The following is a 21,281-nucleotide window of genomic DNA, read 5'->3' as shown; positions in this document are numbered from 1 at the left end:
AAAATCTCCTTAAAACAATATTATTAAAGCAGTCGACAAGGCAAAAAATAAATTTAATGTTGCCCAGATTAATGCCACATATCTTCCACGGAAGACGTGATAAAATGAAAAAATAGAAATGCATAGGCTGCCCAAAAAAAATATCCAGATTCGAGTAAAGGTAAATCCAATTGAAAGCAACGCAATTCCAAGGATACCAATCCAACGATAGATGTTACCGAGCTGCCCACTTAAAAAGTAGTAAACTAGTAACTGCACACAAAGCAGTAGTGGCAAAATGAGTTGAATGGTATTACCTAAGTCTAATAGTATTGCGCCATGGCCTGACAGGAGAATAGATTCAAGGGCCATAAAATACGTTAATTTAAAATAAATAGCCGTTATGAGTAATAGCCCAGAACCAATGACATAGTAAAGCTGGGCTGGAGTTTGAGTGAATCCTAATATGATAATCAAAGCACCCATGACCCCAATAATGATGGTGAGAGAGTCTTTGAATTTCTTAAACCATGAATTACCAGCGTAATAATATTCCTTTTGCAATGGCATCTTTAATTACCCGGGCTTGTGGCTTATTTGTAGATACCCAATAATTTCCCATATTGCTGAGGGCAAATTTAACTCTAGGGTATTGGCAAATATCGAGCACGTCACTGCATTTTACAAGGCTCGTATTACCATCGTTGTGCTTATAACATTTGAAGTGTAAGTTACCCACATCCGAAGCAAATGCTGCCCATTGCTTTGGATCCAATTTGGTTTGAAGGGTAGGGCTCATGAACACTTCTTCTGTTTCATGTCGCTCAAGCTCGATTTGAGTATCCGATCGATTTTGAATGAGATAAAACGTTTGTTCGCCTTGCTCATTTAATATTAAATAGTTTTCATTATATCCAAAGCCAGTGACTTCACATCCTCTTGGATACGATTCCCCGAGGGCGGCTGTGGATATGAGTAGCATCGTGATTATAGCAAGTTTTGTTTTTATTGTTCGGTTAATCATGGGTATTCTCTAGTTAAGCATACTTATTTTAGCAAATTCGTCGCTAAATCTTTAGATTTAAATAAAGGCGTTCCTATCTTAGAGTTTTGCTTCAGAAAGTTCCTAAGCTTTTTCCGCCTTATGTAGCGCAATCTTTGCGATTATCATAGGAGAGTATGTACGATAAATACTTAATACAAGATATAATACAACATACGCTAGGGATATAGCCAATAATATAGGATTACGCATGGGATATATCCATAAAATGAGTACCGAACTTACTCCATAGGTCAATGAAAAAACATGCATAAGTATCTTCAAATACTTAGAACGAGTTAAATAATCGAGTCTAGAAGGATAAACGTACTTGATAGGTACAAAAATTAATACACATAGAACACTTAAAATGAAAGCATTGGTGATGGCTGATGTGTTAAAAATAAACATGTAAAATACAACAATATTCCAATAACAAGGGAATCCTTTAAAAAAATGATCGGGAGTTTTAGCATCTGCCTGACAAAATTGATATGCAGAAGTAAGGGTAATAGCGGCAATCACCCAAAGTGCATAGGACTCAGGTAACATCTCGGGTTTAATAAGAAGAAATGCTGACGGGGTAATGACGTAGTTTAAATAATCAACAATGTTATCCAACAACGTACCGTCAATCTTGGGTAAAACTTCTTTCACTTTCACCAAGCGAGCAAAAGAGCCATCTACCGCATCAATGACCACAGTAATAGCCATTAACCACAAGGCAAGTATATATTGATGCTGAAAGATCATTAATAAGGATAAAACCCCAATAAAGGCCGCACTTGCTGTAAAAATATGCACCATCCATGCAAGGATATACTGGGTGAAGGGATATTTCTTCTTATTATTCATCAATATTCTGCCAGTAGGATAAGTTTCGATTTGTAAGTTTATGAATTGTTTGATTTATAACTTTTTTGGGGTTCGACATGCAAGGATTTCATTAAAAAATTTGTACGTTTTCTTGTTATTTAGCAAAACATAACTTAAATCGAGAGTTGTGTTTATGTTTATTTATTCTGTTCATGCCTGTCAAATAGAACTAGACTACGGTGTATTAAAAGCAATATATTTGGCAATAAGTGCAATATTTATCCTGATTAATATTTCCTTAATATTAAGAAAGTATAATTTTTCTACATTCTACAAGTCTTAAGATAAACATGAGAAGACAAGACGATTATTATATCTTAGATAAAGAAGCGATAACTATTAGACAGCGAATGCTTTCTTATTTATTAATACCATTTTTGGCATTGAGGTGGTTTGCATCTTTTCTTATATCTCGTAATTTATCCAGCATTATTCTAAACCCTGACGGAATCAAACGACAAAAAGAATTCCATTTAATAAAAACGTCTGAAGATCAAGCCGATGATATCGTCGTAGTAAATTTAATAAATCATAGTACTCATAAGTGGTTTCGTGATTTTTTATTAAAATTTAGTAACACGGTAATGCCTCTTGCATTCTCTAGCTCTTTGAGAAAACCTTCCATTGATATAGATCGTTCTGAAGATAAAGCTCATGTTGATGAAATGCTAAGCAAGATTGATAGTTTGGTTAGTGGTACTTTTGAGATCGCTGAAGGCAACACAAGGCAATTTGCATGGGAAAAAATTCATTTTAAAGGACTTGAATTTTTTACTCCTAAAGCTCGCGCATATTTTTATACGGAGCTTACAAGAAAATATGGTGATATGTCCATTACCCTTCCTCGCGCTGAAAATTTTACATTTTATAGCCTACAAACTCCAGATGGTGCTGTACTTGATTCAGTCGAAGTAATAGGAGCTGGGGAAAAAGAAAAAAAATATGATACAAGAAAATATGTAATTACTTGTTTAGCTCGTGATCAAAATTATATTGATTGGTTAAAAGATATGAATCTTTCAGCTAATCAAATCAAGGCGACGGTTATTGGTTTTAATTACAGGGGGGTTGACTATAGCAAAGGGATGGTATGGACCCAAGATAACATGATTAACGACATTATTGCTCAAGTTAAACGTTTATTAGACTTGGGTGTCAACCCTGAAAATATTGGGCTTGAAGGTATGTGTGTAGGTGGGGCAGTTGCAACACTTGCCGCAGCAAGACTTCATGAGATGGGGATAAAAGTAAAACTATATAACGAACGATCTTTTCGCTCAATCCTAAAATTTGTTGTTGGTTTTATCTTACCTCCTCCACATAGTAGTTATTGGAATCCGCTAACATATCTTCGCTATTTCGCAGCGGCCATTATCTATGTGTTAATCGCGCCAATTTTATGGTTATCTGGCTGGCATATGAATGCTGCAAGTGCATGGGATAAAATACCAGCAGCTTATAAAGATTATTCTATTGTTCGTAATGCTGCACTACAGGAAACAGATGGTGTAATTAGTGATCATAACGCTTCCCTTGGATCTTTAGTAGATGAAAAGCATCTTGCCGTAAATAAGAAGTTTAAGACTGGGAAAGTTTTGTCTCCAGAAGAATTGATGATATTGGGAGATAAGCCATCTAGTCATCATTTTAAAAAGGATTCAGTTGAAAACTTGCCTGAGAGACTGCGCCAAAAAATGGCGCATCACTTTCCCCGAAAATACCTGGTTCGATCAGATAGCCGCTTTCATCCGCTAACGATGCATGAACATATGCAACATAGTTTTAGAGATCAAGGGAGTGATACATATGATCCAAGCATAAAACGGCCATTGGTCATTGCATGCAGTGGCGGAGCTGGTCACATTTCTGCGGCGTTAGGTATTATTGACGATCTTAAAAGTAAACATCCAGATAATCTGCATCTTACCTCTCATGAAGCTCATTTATATAGAAATTCAAAAATCAATTTGCAACATATTCTTATAAGAATAGGTCTTTTCTTAATGTCTTTAGCTGTGATTGGAACAGCAATACGTTATATTGTTAGAAAATTTGGATACCCTGCTTTACCTGAGTCAAAAGTATTTTGGAGAGAAATTGCTAATCTTGAAAGAAACGAAAGTGATGCAAATTTAAATAATATGGCAAGGCAAAGACCCTATATTGATATGTTGCTAGATATATATCCCACAGGATATCAATTTGCAGCAATTAACAATGCGCTTCATTTAACCAGTAGCCCAAAAGATATAGAAATTCTCTTACAGCATAAAAGCTCAAAAGAAGAATCTAATTATGAAATTGCTTATGTACGGGTTATGCAAATGTTAATTGAAGCTGCTGAACGTGGGGAGCCCTATACGGAGATTGTTTCTACACAAGCTCTTTCTTTGCGTGCGATGTGTGATGCAGTAATTAACTACAATAAATACTACTTGCCTTCCGTAGAAAAAAATCAGGGGCGAACTCTTCCAAAAGTTTCTATTCATCAATACATGACTGATCTGCCTTCATTAGAAAGTGGTCATTTTTTGGATGAGTTGGTAAATTTTAACGAGGAACAGCGTCGTCAATTACATCTTTATGCAGTTAATTTAACTCCAGCAATCATTAAAGGTTATTTTGGTGATAGTCAATTTAAGTCGATTAATAATTTACCCCCAAACCAAAATCCTATGGTTAGGTCTGGTTTTAAAGATGCGAGCCTTGCTCAATACTTGGATTCATCTAAAGAATGTACCTTGCAAATTAGAGTCTATGACAATAAAGGTGCACTAATACCAAATCAAGATAAAATAACTATTCCATCTGAAGCCAAAGTTGCTTCGATTATGATTGGATCATTAGCTGCAATTGCCTCCGTAGATTATGTGAAACATCTTTTAAATAAGGGATATGATAGAATATTTGTTTTTGGAGGGCTTAATGCAGCACTTAGTCAAGAGCTAGAGAAAATTATTTTATCTTTTGATGAAAAGGAACAGCCTGACATTCGTAAGCGTATTATTTGTTTAGGAAATCAAACGGATGCAGAGATAGCACCTATTATGACCCGTAGTGATTGTGTTGTAATTCGAGGTGGTGGTTTGAGTGTTATGGAACAAATGGCATTACCAATAAAACCAGGAAAAAAACTCTTTATTCATCATAATGATTCATTACTAAAATCTGGAACACCCTGGGAAGACAGCAATGCAGATTGTTTGATGGAACATTATGGAAAATATAAATTTTTCGCAAAAAAAACCTATCCTAATGGCTTTGTCGAAGAGCTGGAGAGAGCTGATAAGTTTTACGTACCATTTAAGGGTCCAAAAAGAACGATTTCTTTGCCACCAGCTAGAACAGGAGTCAACCAAACATCTAAATTAGTTCGATCCTCATCTGTACACTCATTTTTTCATCAAAGAAAATCGACTTCAGCTGAGGATGCTTTAATTCCGGATCTTTTACCAACTAAGACTTATAGTCCAATGGCAACCTAAATAAACTGCTCCTATGTTTGTGGCTTATGCATAGCTAGACCATTAGGTGGCACTCTTAAAGCTTATTAATTTGGAGTTGTGGAAAATTCACCTTACTGGATGGCCAAGTAAAAAACCAAATAGATTTGGACCAAATGCAAATTTGTCGTCTAAACTAAACTAATAAAAACAAAAGGAGTTTCATGATGCAACTTCAGGCCATCAATCCCGCAACGGAAGCAGTCACACAAACCTATACCACGTATACGAAAGATCAAATCAAAGCTTACATCGATGCCGCTGATATTAGCTTCAAAGCTTGGCGCACGACATCATTCGAACAGCGTCGTGAACGAATGCTTGCCATGGCTAATTTATTGAGGAACAAACAAGATGAATTAGCAAAGTTAATGGCGATAGAAATGGGAAAGCCTATTTCTGCTGGAAAGGGGGAAATTGAAAAATGTGCTTGGGTTTGTGAACATTTTGCCGAGGAAGCGGGGCATTATCTTGAGCCTCGACTCATCCAAACTGAAATGCATAAAACCAAAGTTTGCTACCAACCTTTGGGTGTTATTTTTGCCATTATGCCATGGAATTTTCCATTCTGGCAGGTATTTCGCTTTACAGCACCGAATCTTATGGCAGGAAACGCCGCCATATTAAAACATGCCCCGATTTGTATGGGCACGGGAATTAAAATTGCAGAATTATTTCTTGAGGCCGGTTTTCCTGATCATCTATTTCAACATTTTGTCTTGGATAATGAATTAGCCGCTTATGTCATGGCAGAAGATAAGATAAAAGGTGTGACATTAACAGGCAGTGAACAAGCGGGATGCACGGTAGGGGCCGAAGCAGCAGGGCATCTAAAAAAAGTTGTCTTAGAGTTAGGCGGCAATGATCCTTACGTAGTGCTTAGCGATGCAGATTTAGATTTGGCAGCCGATTGCATTGTCACATCACGGATGAATAATACCGGCCAAGTTTGCATTGCCGCAAAACGAACGATTGTGGTTGAAGACTCTGTCGATGAACTAACCAGTAATATTATGGATCGAGTGAAGCAGTATTCTATGGGTGACCCCCTGGATCCTGATACAAACTTTGGCCCTATGGCACGCGAAGATTTACGCAAGACGCTTCATGAGCAAGTACAAGAAAGTCTAAAAAAAGGCGCAAAGCTTCTCTATGGCGGCGAAATTCCTGAACGAAAAGGGTTTTATTATCCTCCTACGGTCTTAACCAACGTAAAACCAGGCATGCCTGCATTTGATGATGAATTATTTGGCCCGGTTGTTGCCATAATTGTGGCTGAAAACGAACAGCATGCGATACAATTAGCCAATCAAAGTCGTTTTGGCTTGGGAGCTGCGGTATTTACCCGCGATCTTCTACGCGGTGAAAAAATCGCGACCTACGATATTCATGTTGGCAGCTGCTTCGTGAATGCTTATGTGGCCTCCGATCCACGAGTCCCTTTTGGAGGAATAAACCATTCAGGGTTTGGACGTGAATTATCAAAAGAGGGTATATTGGAATTTGTCAATGTTAAAACAGTGAGCATCAAGTAATTTTATGAATAACCAACAGCTGATTATCGTCAATTCGAAGAGTCAAACGATGACCTGTTATACAGACGATCAATTATGGAAAATCTACTCAGTCTCTACTGGAAAAAATGGTATGGGTGAGCAGAAGAATAGTTTTTGCACACCAAGAGGTTGGCATCGAGTTCATAATATTATTGGACTAGAACATTCAGAAAATAGCGTCTTTGTCGCTCGGGAATGGACCGGAGAAATCTACTGCCCTGAATTATCTTTAGCGCATCCCAATAGAGATTGGATTTTAACGAGAATTATTCAATTGGATGGTTTGGAGCCAGGGCGAAATAAAGGCGGCGAGGTTGATAGCTTAGAACGTTATATTTATATGCATGGCACACCAGACTCAACCAAGCTAGGTAAGCCAGGATCAAAAGGATGCATCCGCATGAAAAATAAAGATATTATTCAGCTAGCAAGCTGGATAAAGATGGATGCCAGGGTCTACATCGAGTAAACCACTCACATCAATTACAATTAGCACCGCTTCATGATGAAATTTATGTACGATGGGTATATAATTCGCATCAATTAATTATTATTTTATCAATGCCTAATGGGGTTTTTGAATGTCATACAAATTTGAAGAGGGTAAAGATCAGATTTTAAACGTAGTCGTTAAAAAAATTAAATCAAAATTGAATGCGCAGCAAGCAAAACTTTGCTCTGAGTTTTTTCTGGAATTTTTTGGTACGGTTGCTTTAGATGATTTGCAGGAATGGTCTACGGATGATCTTTATGGTGCAGCGATTAATTATTGGCATCTTCTTCAAAGTCGAGAGCCTGAAGAAATTAAAATACGGATTTATAACCCTGAATTTGAACGCCATGGCTGGCAAACGACACATACGGTAATTGAAATTATTTCTGATGATATGCCGTTTTTAGTTGACTCCATTCGAATGGCCGTAAACCGCATGGGTTTATCTTCCCATTTAATTATTCATTTGGGCGGTTTGCACATTGAGCGTAATAATCAAAACGAAATCACATCCATTTCCTCTTCTAGCAGTAAACGCGCCAGAAAATCTATTGAAGACACCGCTTTAATTTATATGGAGATTGATAGACAAACCGATCCTCAAGTCCTAGATGAACTCTATAAGCATTTAGAACGTGTTTTAGAGGATAATCGCCTGGCCGTTGAAGATTGGATGGCTATGCGGGAGCGTGTTCGAGATATTATTCATGATTTAGAGCACGCCCCAAAATCGCTTGACCTCGCAGAAGTTGAAGAAACGAAGGCGTTTCTTAATTGGATTGAAGACCATCATTTTACATTTCTTGGAATTCGCGATTATGAAATCGTGCAAAAAGGCAAAGAAACAATTTTACAAGCCATTCCAGATACGGGTTTAGGTGTATTAAGCCAAGGACTAAGCAAATCATCCGTTCGAAGCATTTCCGCAATGACGCCAGAAGCTAGGGAATTAACTTTGTCGTCACGTATTTTAGTGATGTCTAAAACCAATACCTTATCGAGCGTACATCGTGATGCTTACACCGACTACATTGGCGTTAAGCGTTTTGATAAAAAGGGCAAAGTAATTGGTGAGCGAAGAATCATCGGCTTGTATACTTCAGCTGCTTACAATACTAATCCCAAACATATTCCCTTTTTGCGCCATAAAGTTGCGCAAATTATGAAAAACTCAAAACTTCATCCACGAAGTCATGCAGGCAAAGTGTTATTAAACATCCTTGAAACGTTGCCGCGCGATGACTTGATCCAAGCATCTGAGGATGAGCTTCTTGAAATTGGAATGGGTATATTTCATATGCAAGAACGGCGTCGAATTCGGATGTTTGCACGTACGGATGTATATCGTCGTTTTATTTCCTGTTTAGTGTATGTACCACGCGATCGATTTAATACTGAATTACGACAGGAAATGCAAGAAGTACTCAGTGAAGCCTTTCATGCGAAAGAAGTTACTTTTTCAACGCGTTTTTCTGAGTCAGTTTTAGCTCGAATTCACTTTATTATCCGGATTGATCCAAAAGAAACACCGGATATTGATTTTAAAGAGGTTGAAAAACAACTCATCGAGATTGGCCGCTCCTGGACCGATGATCTTCATCAAAATCTAAAAGATGCATTCGGAGAAGAAAAGGCAAATCAGATTTTTTCAACCTATAAAAACGCTTTTCCAGCGGTATATAAAACCAATTTTGCTCCTAGAACGGCAGTTTTTGACATTAAGCATATCGAACAATTATCTGCTGAAAATATACTTGGGATGAATTTTTACAGACCGTTGGATAACTCAACGGATACTTTTCGTTTAAAAATGTATCAGCATGATACGACGATCGCTATTTCTGATGTGCTTCCTATTATTGAAAACCTTGGATTGAGAGCGATTACCGAGCGGCCTTATGCACTTAAGTTTGGTAAAGGAAAAGTAACCTGGATCAATGACTTTATTTTACAATATACCAATGGCTCCGCATTTGATTTTGATGAAATTCGAGATTTGTTTCAGAAAGCCTTCACTCATATTTGGTTTAATGATGCCGAAAATGATGGATTTAACCAATTGGTACTTGGTGCAAGTTTAGATTGGCGCCAAGTTTCTGTGCTTCGAACCTATGCTAAATATTTTAAACAGATTGGAATTACTTTCAGCCAGGATTATATTATTTCAGCATTAAATAATAACGCATCGTTGGCAAAAAAATTAATCAATCTTTTTGAATTACACTTCTCACCAAAGGAAATTGAAAATCGTGAAAAGCAGATTCATGCCTTAGTTGCTGAAATATTAACGGACTTGGATTCGGTTGAAAATCTTGATGAAGATAAAATTATTCGTCAATACGTGCAAGCTATTACTTCAACCTTACGAACTAATTTTTACCAGGTTGATGAGGATGGCAAGCCAAAATCATATATTTCAATCAAACTAAACAGTAAAACCATTGCTGGGGTTCCCCGACCACATCCCATGTTTGAAATATTTGTCTATTCGCCAAGACTTGAAGGCGTTCATTTAAGATGTGGCCGCGTTGCGCGTGGAGGAATTCGATGGTCGGATCGTAAAGAAGATTTCCGAACTGAAATTTTAGGGCTTATGAAAGCCCAACAAGTAAAAAATGCCGTTATTGTACCTAGTGGCGCTAAGGGTGGGTTTGTTGCGAAGCAACTTCCGTTAAACGGTACACGAGAAGAAATTCAAGAAGAAGGAATTAATTGTTATCGGTTGTTTATTCGCGGGCTTCTCGATATTACCGATAACTATAAAAATAAAAAGATTGTAAAACCAGATAATGTAGTTTGTTATGATGAAGATGATCCCTATCTAGTGGTAGCAGCGGATAAAGGCACAGCCACGTTTTCAGATATTGCTAATGAACTATCTCAACGTTACGGCTTTTGGCTTGGTGATGCGTTTGCATCCGGTGGCTCAATTGGATATGACCATAAAAAAATGGGGATCACCGCTAAAGGGGCTTGGGAATCGGTTAAGCGCCATTTTTATGAAATTGGCATTGATGTGCAAACTACCGATTTTACTGTAGTTGGTATTGGGGATATGGCGGGCGATGTATTTGGAAATGGTATGTTGCTGTCTAAACATATTAAGTTAGTTGCAGCCTTTAACCATATGCATATTTTCATCGATCCCAACCCGGATCCTAAAACCAGTTATAAAGAACGTGAGCGTTTATTTAAGTTGTCTCGTTCTACATGGGCTGATTATGATAAAAAATTAATCTCGAAAGGTGGTGGTGTATTTAATCGCTCGGCAAAGTCTATAACGCTTACCAAAGAAATCAGAGACTTATTGGGTATTAAACAAACATCAGTAGAACCAAATGAATTGATCCGCATGATCTTGCAAGCAAAGGTGGATTTATTATGGAGTGCAGGGATTGGGACATTTGTTAAAGCAAGATCCGAAACCAATCAGGAAGTAGGTGATAGAACAAATGATGGCATTCGAATCAACGCAAAGCAGTTAAACTGTAGAGTGGTCGGTGAAGGCGGAAACCTTGGCCTTACGCAATTAGCGCGTGTGGAATATTCACTAAACGGCGGATTAATCTACACGGATTTCATTGATAATTCAGGCGGTGTTAGCTGCTCTGACAAAGAAGTGAATATCAAAATTTTGCTGGATATGATTGTTCGAGGGGGAGATTTAACCGAAAAACAACGAAACGAATTACTGGTCGAAATGACGGATGAAGTATCTCGTTTGGTGTTGCGTGAGAACAACGCACAAACTCGTGCTTTAAGTATGATGGAAGCACAGGCAGCTCGTTCAGTTGAATTGCATTCCCGTTACATTAATGAATTAGAGCGAACGGGTAAAATCGATAGGAGCCTTGAGTTTTTACCGGAAGAAAAAGTATTAATGGAACGAAAGCAAGCCGGAAGAGGATTGAGCAGTCCTGGCATGGCTGTTTTGTTCTGTTACAGTAAAATTATTTTGAAGGAAGCTATTTTGGCCTCGGATGTGCCAGAAGATAGCTTTTTAAATTTTTCATTAATTCGTTCATTTCCAATTCCTTTACGTGAGCGATTTAGCGAGCAAATGCAATCACATCCTCTAAAACGCGAAATCATTGCTACAAGTTTGAGTAATACCATCATCAATGAAATGGGTTTTACCTTTGTGTTTCGCATGCAAGATGAGACGGGCGCCCCCATTTCCGCTATTGTTCGAGCATTCATGATTGCCCGAGCGGTGATGGATATGGATTCGGTATGGAAGCGAATTGATACCCTTGAAAATAAAATCCCAGCCAATACGCAGGCTGATATTATGCTCATGTATGTTCGATTGTTACGGCGAATGACACGGTGGTTTTTACGCAGCCAACGTAAAAAACTGGATATCAGTAAAACGGTTGAGTTGTGTGCGCCAGGAGTTCAGGCCCTTAAACAATCGATGCCTGAGGTATTCGGTGCGACCCATCGTGCAAAATATGACGATCATTTAAATGAATATTTAGCTATGGGGATCGGTAAAGAGCTTGCTCATGAGCTAACCATCACGCGCGGCATGTTTGCTGCACTTGATATTATCGATATCGCTCATGAATTAGGCGTTAAAATTCCTAAAGTTGCTGAAACCTACTTTAACATTGGCGAATATCTTGAGTTAGCTTGGATTAGAACACAAGTTATAATTCATCCTACAGACAATCATTGGGAGGCGTTATCCAGAGAAGCACTTCGTGATGACTTAGATTGGCAGCAACGGCAATTAACCTATGGAATTATTCAGCTCGATGGGTGTAAAAAAGACTTCTTTAAGTGTTTTAACAGCTGGTCTGAGAAACATGCCGCATTAATTGAGCGATGGCGACATGTATTAGGTAATTTACGCTCGAGCTCGACGTTAAACTACACCATGTTTTTTGTCGCGACACGAGAACTCTTGGATTTAACTCAAACAACGGTCCAAGCCCAGTTAAGCTAGAGAACCTCTTTAATTGTTTAAACACTTCTATGTTCATTATAAAAAATGACTCAGAAGTGTTTATCAAGTAAGAGATACGTATTTTCAAAATTAGCTTGCAGCAAAGGCTTTAAATACACTAATATTGCCAGAGCTTTACAGCGGCCTATTCAAGGAGAGAATAAAATGAATTCTATGGTGCAATATTCATCTGGCTCAAAATTCTTTCATTGGCTGATTGCAATCATGGTCACCTTCATGCTTTGCTTTGGCTTTTTTCTGGATGATTTACCTAAAGCTATTCAACCTTTCGCATATATGATGCATAAATCATTCGGGTTAACGGTGTTAATGCTTATGGTTCTTCGAGTTATTTGGATTGTAAAGTCAGGAAAGCCTAGCCTTCCAAACACAGTCCCATTTTGGGAGAAAGCGTTTTCACGCATAGTCCAATACAGTTTTTATGTGCTTTTATTTGCAATGCCGCTTTCAGGCTGGATCATGTCAGCAGCTGCTGATAAAACGCCTGTATTCTTTGGTTTATTTAAAGCGCCTTTACCCATTGCGCCGAACCAGGCGTTGGCAAAATTCATGAATCAAAGCCATGGTGTTATTGCTTGGGTATTAATTGGTCTTCTGGTATTGCATGTCGCTGGAGCAGTAAAGCATTATTTTTGGGATAAAGATCGTGTTCTACAAAGCATGTTGCCAAATTAGGGACGCTCTTAAAGATATTGCGAGTCAATATTATCTGGCTTGTATGGCAGGGCCTAGACATGAAAAAAATTCCGTCGTCATTGCGAACGAAGTGAAGCATATCCAGTACAGGATTTCATAGGAGCATCGATGGATTGCTTCGCTAGTGCTCGCAAAGACGAATTATTTTTCATATTGAGTTAAAAATTGCCTTTTCATGCGTTTGCCCTGGCTTGTATGGGTACGAGCTTGACTGCTTGAAGATGGTCCCCGATATAGCATTGAGGCGAGTCGTTTTCTATCAGCACACTTGCCGCAATCATGGTTTGATCATTCCCAATAGGGCAATAATCAACGAGCTCTCCAATTTCAAGCCGTGGCTCATCTGTTGAAAATAATGGTTGCCCTACATGCAACGCTTCTTGAGATTTGATAATATATAACCTCATTTCGTGTTTTAATTTAGCACGATAATGCGTGCGGGCAATAATTTCTTGACCACGATAACAACCCTTATTAAAGCTAATTCGTTCAGTATTATGTAAACCTAGGCGGTGTGGTAAAAAAACTCCCGTTGACTCTGGGTAAAGTTCATATAAGTGATCGAGTAATTGTAATTTATGCCAGGCTAAACTCCCTTTCCATTGCTTGTTTGTTATGAATGGTTCTTTAATTGGATCAATATCTTGATGATCGAGCAAAATAATATGTAATTTAGAACTAATGCGGTAGATACAATACCCCTCGGTTTGCTTTACTTGATGAAGCGTTTCGGGCACCTCAATCATAGAGGGCATGAGATCTTCTGAGTTTTGGCAATAAAAACCTAAAATTTTCTTTATAGGTTGTTCAGATAATTTAACTCTAGAAAACATCGCTGTTTTAGCCAAATCAGACAGAGTTAGATCAATCATATCCTTAGGTAAAACCAGTTTGACTCCATGCCATTGCAATACGTCCATAAGCGCTAAAATTCGACCTTTAAGATTGCATAGCGCTCCTGGCTTCATATGGTCTGGCTGAATATTTGCAACATCACAAGTTAGCTGGCCTTGTAAGAACGATTTGCTGTTATCTCCTTCTACTTGAACCAAACCGAGATAGGATAGATCAAATAAGTAATTTTTAGTGGCTTCAAATTGTAACTCATTTTCAAGGGTTGAATACAAAGAAAGAGGGCGCTGGTTGATGGTGTATGAGTTAGGCTTCATGATAGTTAGCAATTGCTGGTTGAGTTCTCATGGGTTATACTTCAGGCAGCATAATGGCTGCAAGATGATGCTAATGCCCAGTATAACATTGTAACTAAAACGTTGTTAATATTTATCTCTATGATCTCACCAGAGCGGAAAGCAAAAATCAAATGGAACTGCCGAAGAGGGATGCTGGAACTCGATTTAATCCTTAACCGATTCAGAGAGCAGACGCTAGAAACATTGTCTAAAGAACAATTATCTTCTTTTGAACGATTACTGGAATTAGAAGATCCAGAGTTGTATTTTTTGCTGATGACGGATGAGCCCATTTCTGACCAGGAGCTAAAAGAAATTGTTTCCTGCATCAAATCTTCTAATCACGCTTAATCCTTCTAAAGATTTCAAAAAACTATTGCATATGCTGAGTGGGCTGACATTTATTGTATTTTCCCAATCAATATTCTTTAGCAATGTGTGGGTGTTATTATTAAGCAGTTTTCCTACTCTTTTTGTACTAGCAATATACAAGGCTCAGGGACTTGAAGAAAATATAAAACAAATTGAATACAACAAAACTGGATGGATTATCCGCACAAGCAAAACTAAAGTGCAAAAATTTGAGCATTTAGAGCTATCGTTTGACTCAAGCTTTTTTTCTATATTCACCTTAACGAATGCTTATACCAAGAAAAAATTAATTCTGTTTCATGATCAACTGACCAAATCGGAATTACAACGAATTCGCATCATTCTAAAAGTTGATGGTTTAGCGAAGGTTAGTGGTTAAATGAGTTTGTTTCTTTTGTACGTTTATTTTTAGGAAATGAATAAAAACGATTAGGCCAAAGCAAAAAAGGGTATAGCTTAAGGCAAACAGCAATGAGGAGACTTTATCGGGCGCCCACCCAAACAATAGTTGGGTGATATAGCGTTTTAAATTAATTGCTGAACCATAAGGTTGGTTAATTTTAATTAAGGCTTGTATTTTTAGAAAAAACACGTGTAATACATACGCAGTTAAAGCATGTTGGCCTAAGAATCTCAATGGGTATAAACCATTTCTCAATTGTTTAATATCGATAAAGTAAAATAAAATCGTAAGCGATAACACCGCCCAACCATTACACCATAGAACATAAGAACTAGTCCAAAGGGCTTTATTCATTGGGAAAAATAGTCCCCAACAAAAACCAGACACTATAAGTACTAAGCCAATGAAAACCATTGAGCGTAGTTGTTGCTGGGGGTTGGCTCGGCCTTTAAAAAGCCAAGATCCAAATATGACGCCTGATAAAGTGGTTGCAATGGCAGGAAAGGTGCTTAGAAATCCTTCAGGGTCATATGCTTTTCCATATAAATGAGATGAAGAAAAAATTAATTGATCTATAAACGCTGCGACATTTCCTTCTGGCGAGAGGTTATTTGGGCCAAACCCAGCAGTAGGAACTAAGGTCATGATAAACCAATAGGCTATTAAAATACCAAGGGTTAAAATGACCTGAGCGCGTTGGTTTGTATAAAGAAATAATAATCCTGCGATTAAATAACATACTGCGATGCGTTGCAATACACCATAAAATCTTAAACTCTCTAGATTAAAATGATTAGGAAGAAGATTTAAGAGTAATCCAATAGCAAACAAAAAGGCGGCTCGTTTGATGATTTTTGTAACAATTTCTCCTTTACTTTCAAAGCTTATCTTGGCAGAAGACAGCGCTAAGACCAATGAAATGCCAACAATAAATAGGAAAAAAGGAAATACCAAGTCTGCAAGGGTACAACCATGCCATGGAGCATGAGAAAGCCAAGCATAAGTGATAGGCTGGCCAGGACTATTCACAACGATCATGAACGCAACTACTATACCCCGAAAAACATCCAGAGAAAGAATTCTATTTGATTTATTCATGCACCCAATCCTTTTATCGCGAGCTAATTTAATAAAATTACAAATTAGGATGTAATTCTAATGTCGTAACTCTAGCCGCGCTAGATACGTGCTCTACTGGAAGAACTTGAGAGTTATGTTTTGTACAACAGAATATTGCTTTTTTAAAGAACGAGCACCATGGGCGTCCTGTTTTTTGTTCTGAAGATGCAGTGTGATTATGGACTGATGCGGTTGAGTGACTAAGAGAGCCGATTTCGACCGATTCTGTAGGCTCGGGAACAATTTTTGTCAATTTATACCGTTGTGCTGAAAGACGTTGTTTTTGTGTTCTTTCGAATGCTTCTAGCTTATGTCGCTCAAAGACAGATGTCATTAAACTCGTTATGTGTTCAATTGCCTGCGTAAGAGAGATTCGATTTTCAGGTCGAGGCTCTGCCATCGCAAGTATGATGCGAAATAAGGTAACATATTCTACAAAAGATAGATTTTCGCCAGCTAGCGAGTTGGCGTGTATTGGTTTCAAGTACTCATCAAGATTTTCATTTGTAAGAACGGATATCGGTGGTTTATCAGATGCCCATAACTCCTTTAGTACAATTGCCATGGCATATACGTCGATGGTGTAATCTGCAGTGGGAAGTTCGGAAAGAATATTTCCTTCTGGCTTATAACACTCTGGAGCAATGAAATCAGGAGTGCCTACACCAAACAAGGGTTGTTCTCCTAAAGGACAAGCGAATGCGAAATCAATGATATTGACTTGAATCACATTTTTTTCTATTGCGACTAAAATATTTTCAGGTTTAATATCTCGATGGACTAATCCTTGATCATGCACTTGTTCTTTTAGGGCAGTAAGTAATTTAATCGATAATTTAAATCGAGTTTGTATATTAGGTCGCCATGCATTAACAGGTATTAAAAGATAGTAAAATTCTTTGCCAGGTTGTTTTTTTAGAAACAAATAGGAAAGAGTATCAATATATTGTGTACTAAGAAGATAGTTTGGATAAACAGCTAAATGATCCGCTCTTTGTGACATCTCGAACTCATGCACACTATCATCGGAGTGCCTTTGTGATTTACAAATCATCTCGCCAGGAAATGGTTTTTGTGGCATGAGTCGGTTGTTTTGCAAAGAAAAATTATTAATGACATGAAAGACTGCGCTACAACCTCCATGACTAAAAGGATATTTATCGATCACCGCACACTGGAAAACACCATCGCTTCTGTTTAGCACGATAAGCGTATGAGAGAGTATTACGTCGTTTTCATCAATGGGAAATTTAGTTTTTCTTCTGAAATCGATTAGTAGCGGATACTGGTTGAATAATTTGGTTAACAAAAGAAGATCTTTTGGATTGGGATTTAACGTGTTAATTGAGTACGACATAGACAACAATGATTGACATCATGAGATGCCAGCACAAGAAACTGAAAGTCATTAATTATAACAAAAAGAACCATAATTGGTCAATGTGTGCTTGGTGTTTAAATCGTTAAATTTAAAAAAGTAGTTCTCTTTGCTTTTACAGGAGCCAGGACCAAAATCCTATGATAAAATCAAGTTTCCCTAATTAATAATAAAAAGCCATGTTGGAAAGCGATCGCCTCGTCAGCGTAAAAACTTTGGATTCTGAAGAAGAAATTGATAGAGCCATTCGGCCTTTGCGACTTGATGAATATATTGGGCAAGATGAAGTCTGCTCTCAAATGCGTATTTTCATTGAAGCGGCGATTAAGCGACAAGATGCATTGGATCATGTTCTTATTTTTGGTCCTCCTGGACTTGGCAAAACGACCCTAGCCAACATCATTGCTCATGAAATGGGTGTAAATCTTCGTCAAACATCTGGACCTGTTCTTGAGAGAGCCGGTGATATTGCAGCAATTTTAACCAATCTACAGGAAAACGACGTTTTATTTATTGATGAAATTCACCGCTTAAGTCCAGTTATTGAAGAAGTGCTTTATCCAGCGATGGAAGATTATAAACTTGATATTATGATAGGTGAGGGGCCTGCCGCTCGTTCGATTAAGCTGGAATTACCTCCATTTACGCTCATTGGCGCAACAACGCGAGCAGGTTCATTAACCTCTCCTTTGCGTGATCGCTTTGGAATTGTTCAGCGACTTGAATTTTATTCGGTGGACGCATTAACCTATATTGTGAAGCGCTCTGCTAAGCTGCTTGGGGTTATCGCCGATGAAGCGGGGGCATGTGAAATTGCTCAACGTGCTCGCGGTACACCACGTATTGCTAATCGCTTACTTCGTCGTGTACGAGATTATGCTGAAGTCAAAGGGAATGGTTTGATTACTCAAGAAATAGCACAATTGGCACTGGATATGTTGCACGTTGATCATCATGGCTTTGATGTTATGGACCGAAAACTTTTATTAGCTATTATTGAGCGTTTCTCTGGCGGTCCAGTAGGTATTGATAGCATTGCTGCTGCTATTGGAGAAGAAAAAGGAACCATTGAGGATGTGTTAGAACCTTATCTAATTCAACAAGGGTTTTTAATGAGAACGCCTCGCGGTCGAATGGCTACAGACACTGCTTACCAACATTTTGGTTATAAAATTAAAGAACGTGTTTTATGAGTCAATCATATAGTTTCACTTGCAGAGTTTATGCAGAGGAAGTTGATCACATGGGGATTGTGTACCATGCCAATTACCTTTGTTTTTTTGAGCGAGCCCGCTCAGAATTATTACGTGAGTTAGGTTTTTCACTACCTAAGTTGGCAAAATCAGGTACACAGTTTGCCATCAAAGAGGCAAAGATTCGCTATATTGCTCCAGCGCATTTAGATGATCAACTAACGATTAAAACAACCGTGGAAACTCATCGCGCTACTAGCCTCCTATTTAAACAAATGATGAGTAATCAGTCGGATAAAGTGCTTTGTGAGGGAGATATTCTGGTGGTTTGCTTAAATGATGCCTTGAAGCCAAGGCGATTGCCAGATAATCTTAGAAAATAAAAGTTTTTTGTCATTTCCGCGTAGGCGGGAACTTATATTTAGTCTTTTAAACAGTTGCTCTAAGAGGAGATAAACGTGGCGAATCATATGACGGTGCTCGGATATTTTTTCCAAGCGGGGTTCGTTGTTAAAACGGTTATGCTTATTTTGCTTGCTGCCTCCATTGCCTCCTGGACTCTTATTCTACAAAGAGCGTGGTATTTCCGAAAAATGAAGCAGCAATATCAATCATTCAACGAACGTTTCTGGGACTCTGATGATTTAACTAAGCTCTACAGTAGTTTGGATAGCCGTTCAGATGAAAAACAGGGATTAGCTGCGATATTTTATACAGGCTTTAAAGAGTTCCTTCGCTTACGAAAGCACGGCGATATCGTAAATGAGCCTATACAACGCGTGATGCAAATAAGTCATGCTAAAGAAGCTGCACGACTGGAACAGCACTTGCCCTTATTTGCTTCCATTGGCTCTATTGCCCCTTATGTTGGCCTGTTTGGCACGGTATGGGGAATCATGACTTCTTTCCAAGCGCTAGGTCAGGCGCAACAAGCAACTATCGCAATGGTTGCTCCAGGAATTTCCGAAGCCTTAGTTGCTACCGCGTTAGGGTTATTCACTGCGATTCCAGCCGTTATTGCCTATAACCGTTACACAACGAAAGCCAACGAGTTGCTTGACCGTTATGATCTGTTTCAAGAAGAGCTAATAGCGCTCATCACCCAACAAACAGGTACCTCTGGAAAAGGATGAATCATGGTAAAGAAAAGCAACTTTCGTTCAAGTCCAATGGCTGAGATTAATGTTGTCCCTTATATCGACGTGATGTTGGTATTGCTCGTGATTTTTATGATCACAGCTCCCATGTTAACCCAAGGTGTTACCGTTGATTTACCTAAAGCCGCCAGCGAAAGTGTTCAAACAACAGAACGTGAACCCATTATTGTTTCAGTGAATCGTGATGGCGAATATTTTTTGAATATTAGTGCTAATCCAAATCTACCTATTGATCCGCAAAAATTAATGGTCAGAGTGGCAGCAGAGCTTGAATTAGCGCGCCAAGGAAAAGCACCGATCAATGTTTTGGTTAAAGGAGATCAAGGCGTATCCTATGGTAAAGTGGTTGTTGCAATGAGCTTACTTAAAAAAGCAGGTGCAGAACAAGTTGGTCTAATTACGGATTCTAATGAACAATCCGGGGAGAATATGGCATGATTGAGCAACGTAGTTATCGAGTTGCATTCGCCTGTGCCATAGCCATACATTTGGTTGTTGTCATTTTGTTGTTGTCTAATCCAAGTAGTGAACGTCCCACCTTGATGTTAAGCGCTAAAAACGAAAGTGCGCTCGCACCCAAAGAGCCTTCTCTTGAAGAAAAAGCTATCAAAGCTGCCAGTGTGGATAGCCAGGAAGTCCAGGAAACAATTAACAAACTCAAAGAAGAAAGACGGCAGCAAAAACTCTCTGAAGAGCGAAAGCAACTCGCATTAAAAAAAGAAGCGCAGGAAGCCAAAAGGCAACGGCTTGAAGAACAAAAACGGGTTGAGCGGTTGAAAGAAGAAGCGGTAAAACTGGCTAAAGAACAGCAAAGAAAATTAGCCGAAGAACAAAATCGCCTCAAACAATTAGCTAAACAAAAAGAAGCAGAAGAAAAAAGATTGGCTGAAATCAAAGAGAAAGAAGTGCAATTAAAAAAACAGCAGGAGGCTGAAGCAGCTAAATTGGCTGAGTTAAAGAAAAAGCAAGTTGCACAAGCAAAGGCAGAAGAAGAGCGGAAACGTCAACTAGCTGCGGAACAAGCAGCGAGAGAGGCTGAAAAAAACGCCCGAATAGCTGGTGAAGTAGATAAATATAAGGCGCTCATTATTAATGCAATTAGTCGACAGTGGATTTTGCCAGATAATGTCGATTCAAGTTTATCTAGTCAATTTAGAATCCGGTTGGCTCCAACCGGTGCGGTGTTAGAGGTGAGCCTTATTCGCAGCAGTGGAGATCCTATTTTAGACCGTTCCGCACAATCGGCTATTTATAAAGCTTCACCCTTACCGGTGCCTAGCGATCCCGATGCTTTCAATGTATTTAGAGATATCAGTTTAACCGTTCGCCCAGAGAACGCTAGGGGGTAATTC

Annotated in this window: 18 protein-coding genes; 12 read left to right on the top strand and 6 right to left on the bottom strand. The window is 38.6% G+C overall.

Annotation, left to right across the window (positions count from 1 at the left end):
* Positions 1-9: 9 nt before the first annotated feature.
* The 3 genes from E1O41_RS01135 to pcsA form a co-directional block, all read right to left on the bottom strand.
* Positions 10-549: a hypothetical protein gene (locus E1O41_RS01135; RefSeq protein ID WP_131775469.1), complete on the bottom strand. Its 540-nt coding sequence runs from the start codon at positions 547-549 to the stop codon at positions 10-12.
* The gene (locus E1O41_RS01130) at positions 515-1,003 is read right to left on the bottom strand and encodes an enhanced entry protein EnhB (RefSeq protein ID WP_131775468.1); all 489 of its coding nucleotides are present in this window, start codon (positions 1,001-1,003) and stop codon (positions 515-517) included. Before E1O41_RS01130 ends, E1O41_RS01135 begins: the two co-directional genes overlap by 35 nt.
* Positions 1,004-1,105: 102 nt before the next feature.
* Positions 1,106-1,876 carry a phosphatidylcholine synthase gene (pcsA, locus tag E1O41_RS01125; protein WP_131775467.1) on the bottom strand — a complete coding sequence of 257 codons (771 nt, stop codon included), beginning with the start codon at positions 1,874-1,876 and terminating at the stop codon, positions 1,106-1,108.
* A gap of 311 nt (positions 1,877-2,187) precedes the next feature.
* Between pcsA and E1O41_RS01120 the strand changes: the two genes are divergently transcribed.
* From E1O41_RS01120 to E1O41_RS01100, 5 genes are all read left to right on the top strand, one after another.
* The gene (locus tag E1O41_RS01120) at positions 2,188-5,382 is read left to right on the top strand and encodes a glycosyltransferase family protein (protein ID WP_131775466.1); all 3,195 of its coding nucleotides are present in this window, start codon (positions 2,188-2,190) and stop codon (positions 5,380-5,382) included.
* 185 nt (positions 5,383-5,567) lie between these two features.
* The gene (locus E1O41_RS01115; protein ID WP_131775680.1) at positions 5,568-6,935 is read left to right on the top strand and encodes an NAD-dependent succinate-semialdehyde dehydrogenase; all 1,368 of its coding nucleotides are present in this window, start codon (positions 5,568-5,570) and stop codon (positions 6,933-6,935) included.
* A 4-nt stretch (positions 6,936-6,939) separates the two neighbouring features.
* On the top strand, positions 6,940-7,425 hold the full coding sequence (locus E1O41_RS01110) for a L,D-transpeptidase (RefSeq protein ID WP_131775465.1): 486 nt from the start codon (positions 6,940-6,942) through the stop codon (positions 7,423-7,425).
* 112 nt (positions 7,426-7,537) lie between these two features.
* Entirely contained in the window at positions 7,538-12,400 is a 4,863-nt protein-coding gene (locus tag E1O41_RS01105) for an NAD-glutamate dehydrogenase (RefSeq protein ID WP_131775464.1), read from the top strand.
* Positions 12,401-12,565: 165 nt separating this feature from the next.
* Positions 12,566-13,096, top strand: coding sequence for a cytochrome b (locus E1O41_RS01100; protein WP_131775463.1), 531 nt, complete (start codon positions 12,566-12,568; stop codon positions 13,094-13,096).
* Positions 13,097-13,290: 194 nt separating this feature from the next.
* Here the strand turns inward: E1O41_RS01100 and ygfZ are convergent, their stop codons facing one another.
* The gene (gene ygfZ, locus E1O41_RS01095; RefSeq protein WP_131775462.1) at positions 13,291-14,286 is read right to left on the bottom strand and encodes a CAF17-like 4Fe-4S cluster assembly/insertion protein YgfZ; all 996 of its coding nucleotides are present in this window, start codon (positions 14,284-14,286) and stop codon (positions 13,291-13,293) included.
* A 171-nt stretch (positions 14,287-14,457) separates the two neighbouring features.
* On the opposite strand from ygfZ, the gene E1O41_RS01090 reads away from it, so the two are divergent.
* Both E1O41_RS01090 and E1O41_RS01085 read left to right on the top strand, forming a co-directional pair.
* Complete coding sequence (locus tag E1O41_RS01090) at positions 14,458-14,658, top strand: FAD assembly factor SdhE (RefSeq protein WP_229669289.1); 201 nt, start codon at positions 14,458-14,460, stop codon at positions 14,656-14,658.
* Positions 14,624-15,058, top strand: coding sequence for a hypothetical protein (locus E1O41_RS01085; RefSeq protein WP_165481058.1), 435 nt, complete (start codon positions 14,624-14,626; stop codon positions 15,056-15,058). Before E1O41_RS01090 ends, E1O41_RS01085 begins: the two co-directional genes overlap by 35 nt.
* Here the strand turns inward: E1O41_RS01085 and E1O41_RS01080 are convergent.
* Complete coding sequence (locus tag E1O41_RS01080) at positions 15,038-16,180, bottom strand: acyltransferase family protein (protein ID WP_131775459.1); 1,143 nt, start codon at positions 16,178-16,180, stop codon at positions 15,038-15,040. The genes E1O41_RS01085 and E1O41_RS01080 overlap by 21 nt on opposite strands.
* Positions 16,181-16,217: 37 nt before the next feature.
* The gene (locus tag E1O41_RS01075) at positions 16,218-17,558 is read right to left on the bottom strand and encodes a protein kinase domain-containing protein (protein ID WP_131775458.1); all 1,341 of its coding nucleotides are present in this window, start codon (positions 17,556-17,558) and stop codon (positions 16,218-16,220) included.
* 200 nt (positions 17,559-17,758) lie between these two features.
* On the opposite strand from E1O41_RS01075, the gene ruvB reads away from it, so the two are divergent.
* The 5 genes from ruvB (at position 17,759) to tolA (ending at position 21,278) form a co-directional block, all read left to right on the top strand.
* Positions 17,759-18,772, top strand: a complete 1,014-nt coding sequence (gene ruvB, locus E1O41_RS01070) for a Holliday junction branch migration DNA helicase RuvB (protein ID WP_131775457.1) — start codon at positions 17,759-17,761, stop codon at positions 18,770-18,772.
* Complete coding sequence (locus tag E1O41_RS01065; protein ID WP_131775456.1) at positions 18,769-19,155, top strand: YbgC/FadM family acyl-CoA thioesterase; 387 nt, start codon at positions 18,769-18,771, stop codon at positions 19,153-19,155. The genes ruvB and E1O41_RS01065 overlap by 4 nt, the downstream gene beginning before the upstream one ends.
* Positions 19,156-19,242: 87 nt before the next feature.
* A complete protein-coding gene (gene tolQ / locus E1O41_RS01060) occupies positions 19,243-19,905 on the top strand; it encodes a protein TolQ (RefSeq protein ID WP_131775679.1) in 663 nt (220 codons plus the stop codon).
* Between the two features lie 3 nt (positions 19,906-19,908).
* Positions 19,909-20,367 (top strand): protein TolR, encoded by a 459-nt coding sequence (tolR, locus tag E1O41_RS01055; RefSeq protein WP_131775455.1) that lies wholly within the window; start codon positions 19,909-19,911, stop codon positions 20,365-20,367.
* A complete protein-coding gene (gene tolA, locus E1O41_RS01050; protein WP_131775454.1) occupies positions 20,364-21,278 on the top strand; it encodes a cell envelope integrity protein TolA in 915 nt (304 codons plus the stop codon). The genes tolR and tolA overlap by 4 nt, the downstream gene beginning before the upstream one ends.
* Positions 21,279-21,281: the final 3 nt, after the last annotated feature.

The sequence above is a fragment of the Legionella impletisoli genome (assembly GCF_900639875.1).
GTDB classification, from domain to species: Bacteria; Pseudomonadota; Gammaproteobacteria; order Legionellales; family Legionellaceae; genus Legionella_A; species Legionella_A impletisoli.
The sequence above is the reverse complement of the archived record's forward strand: the minus strand, read 5'-3'. Positions and strand labels throughout refer to the sequence as shown.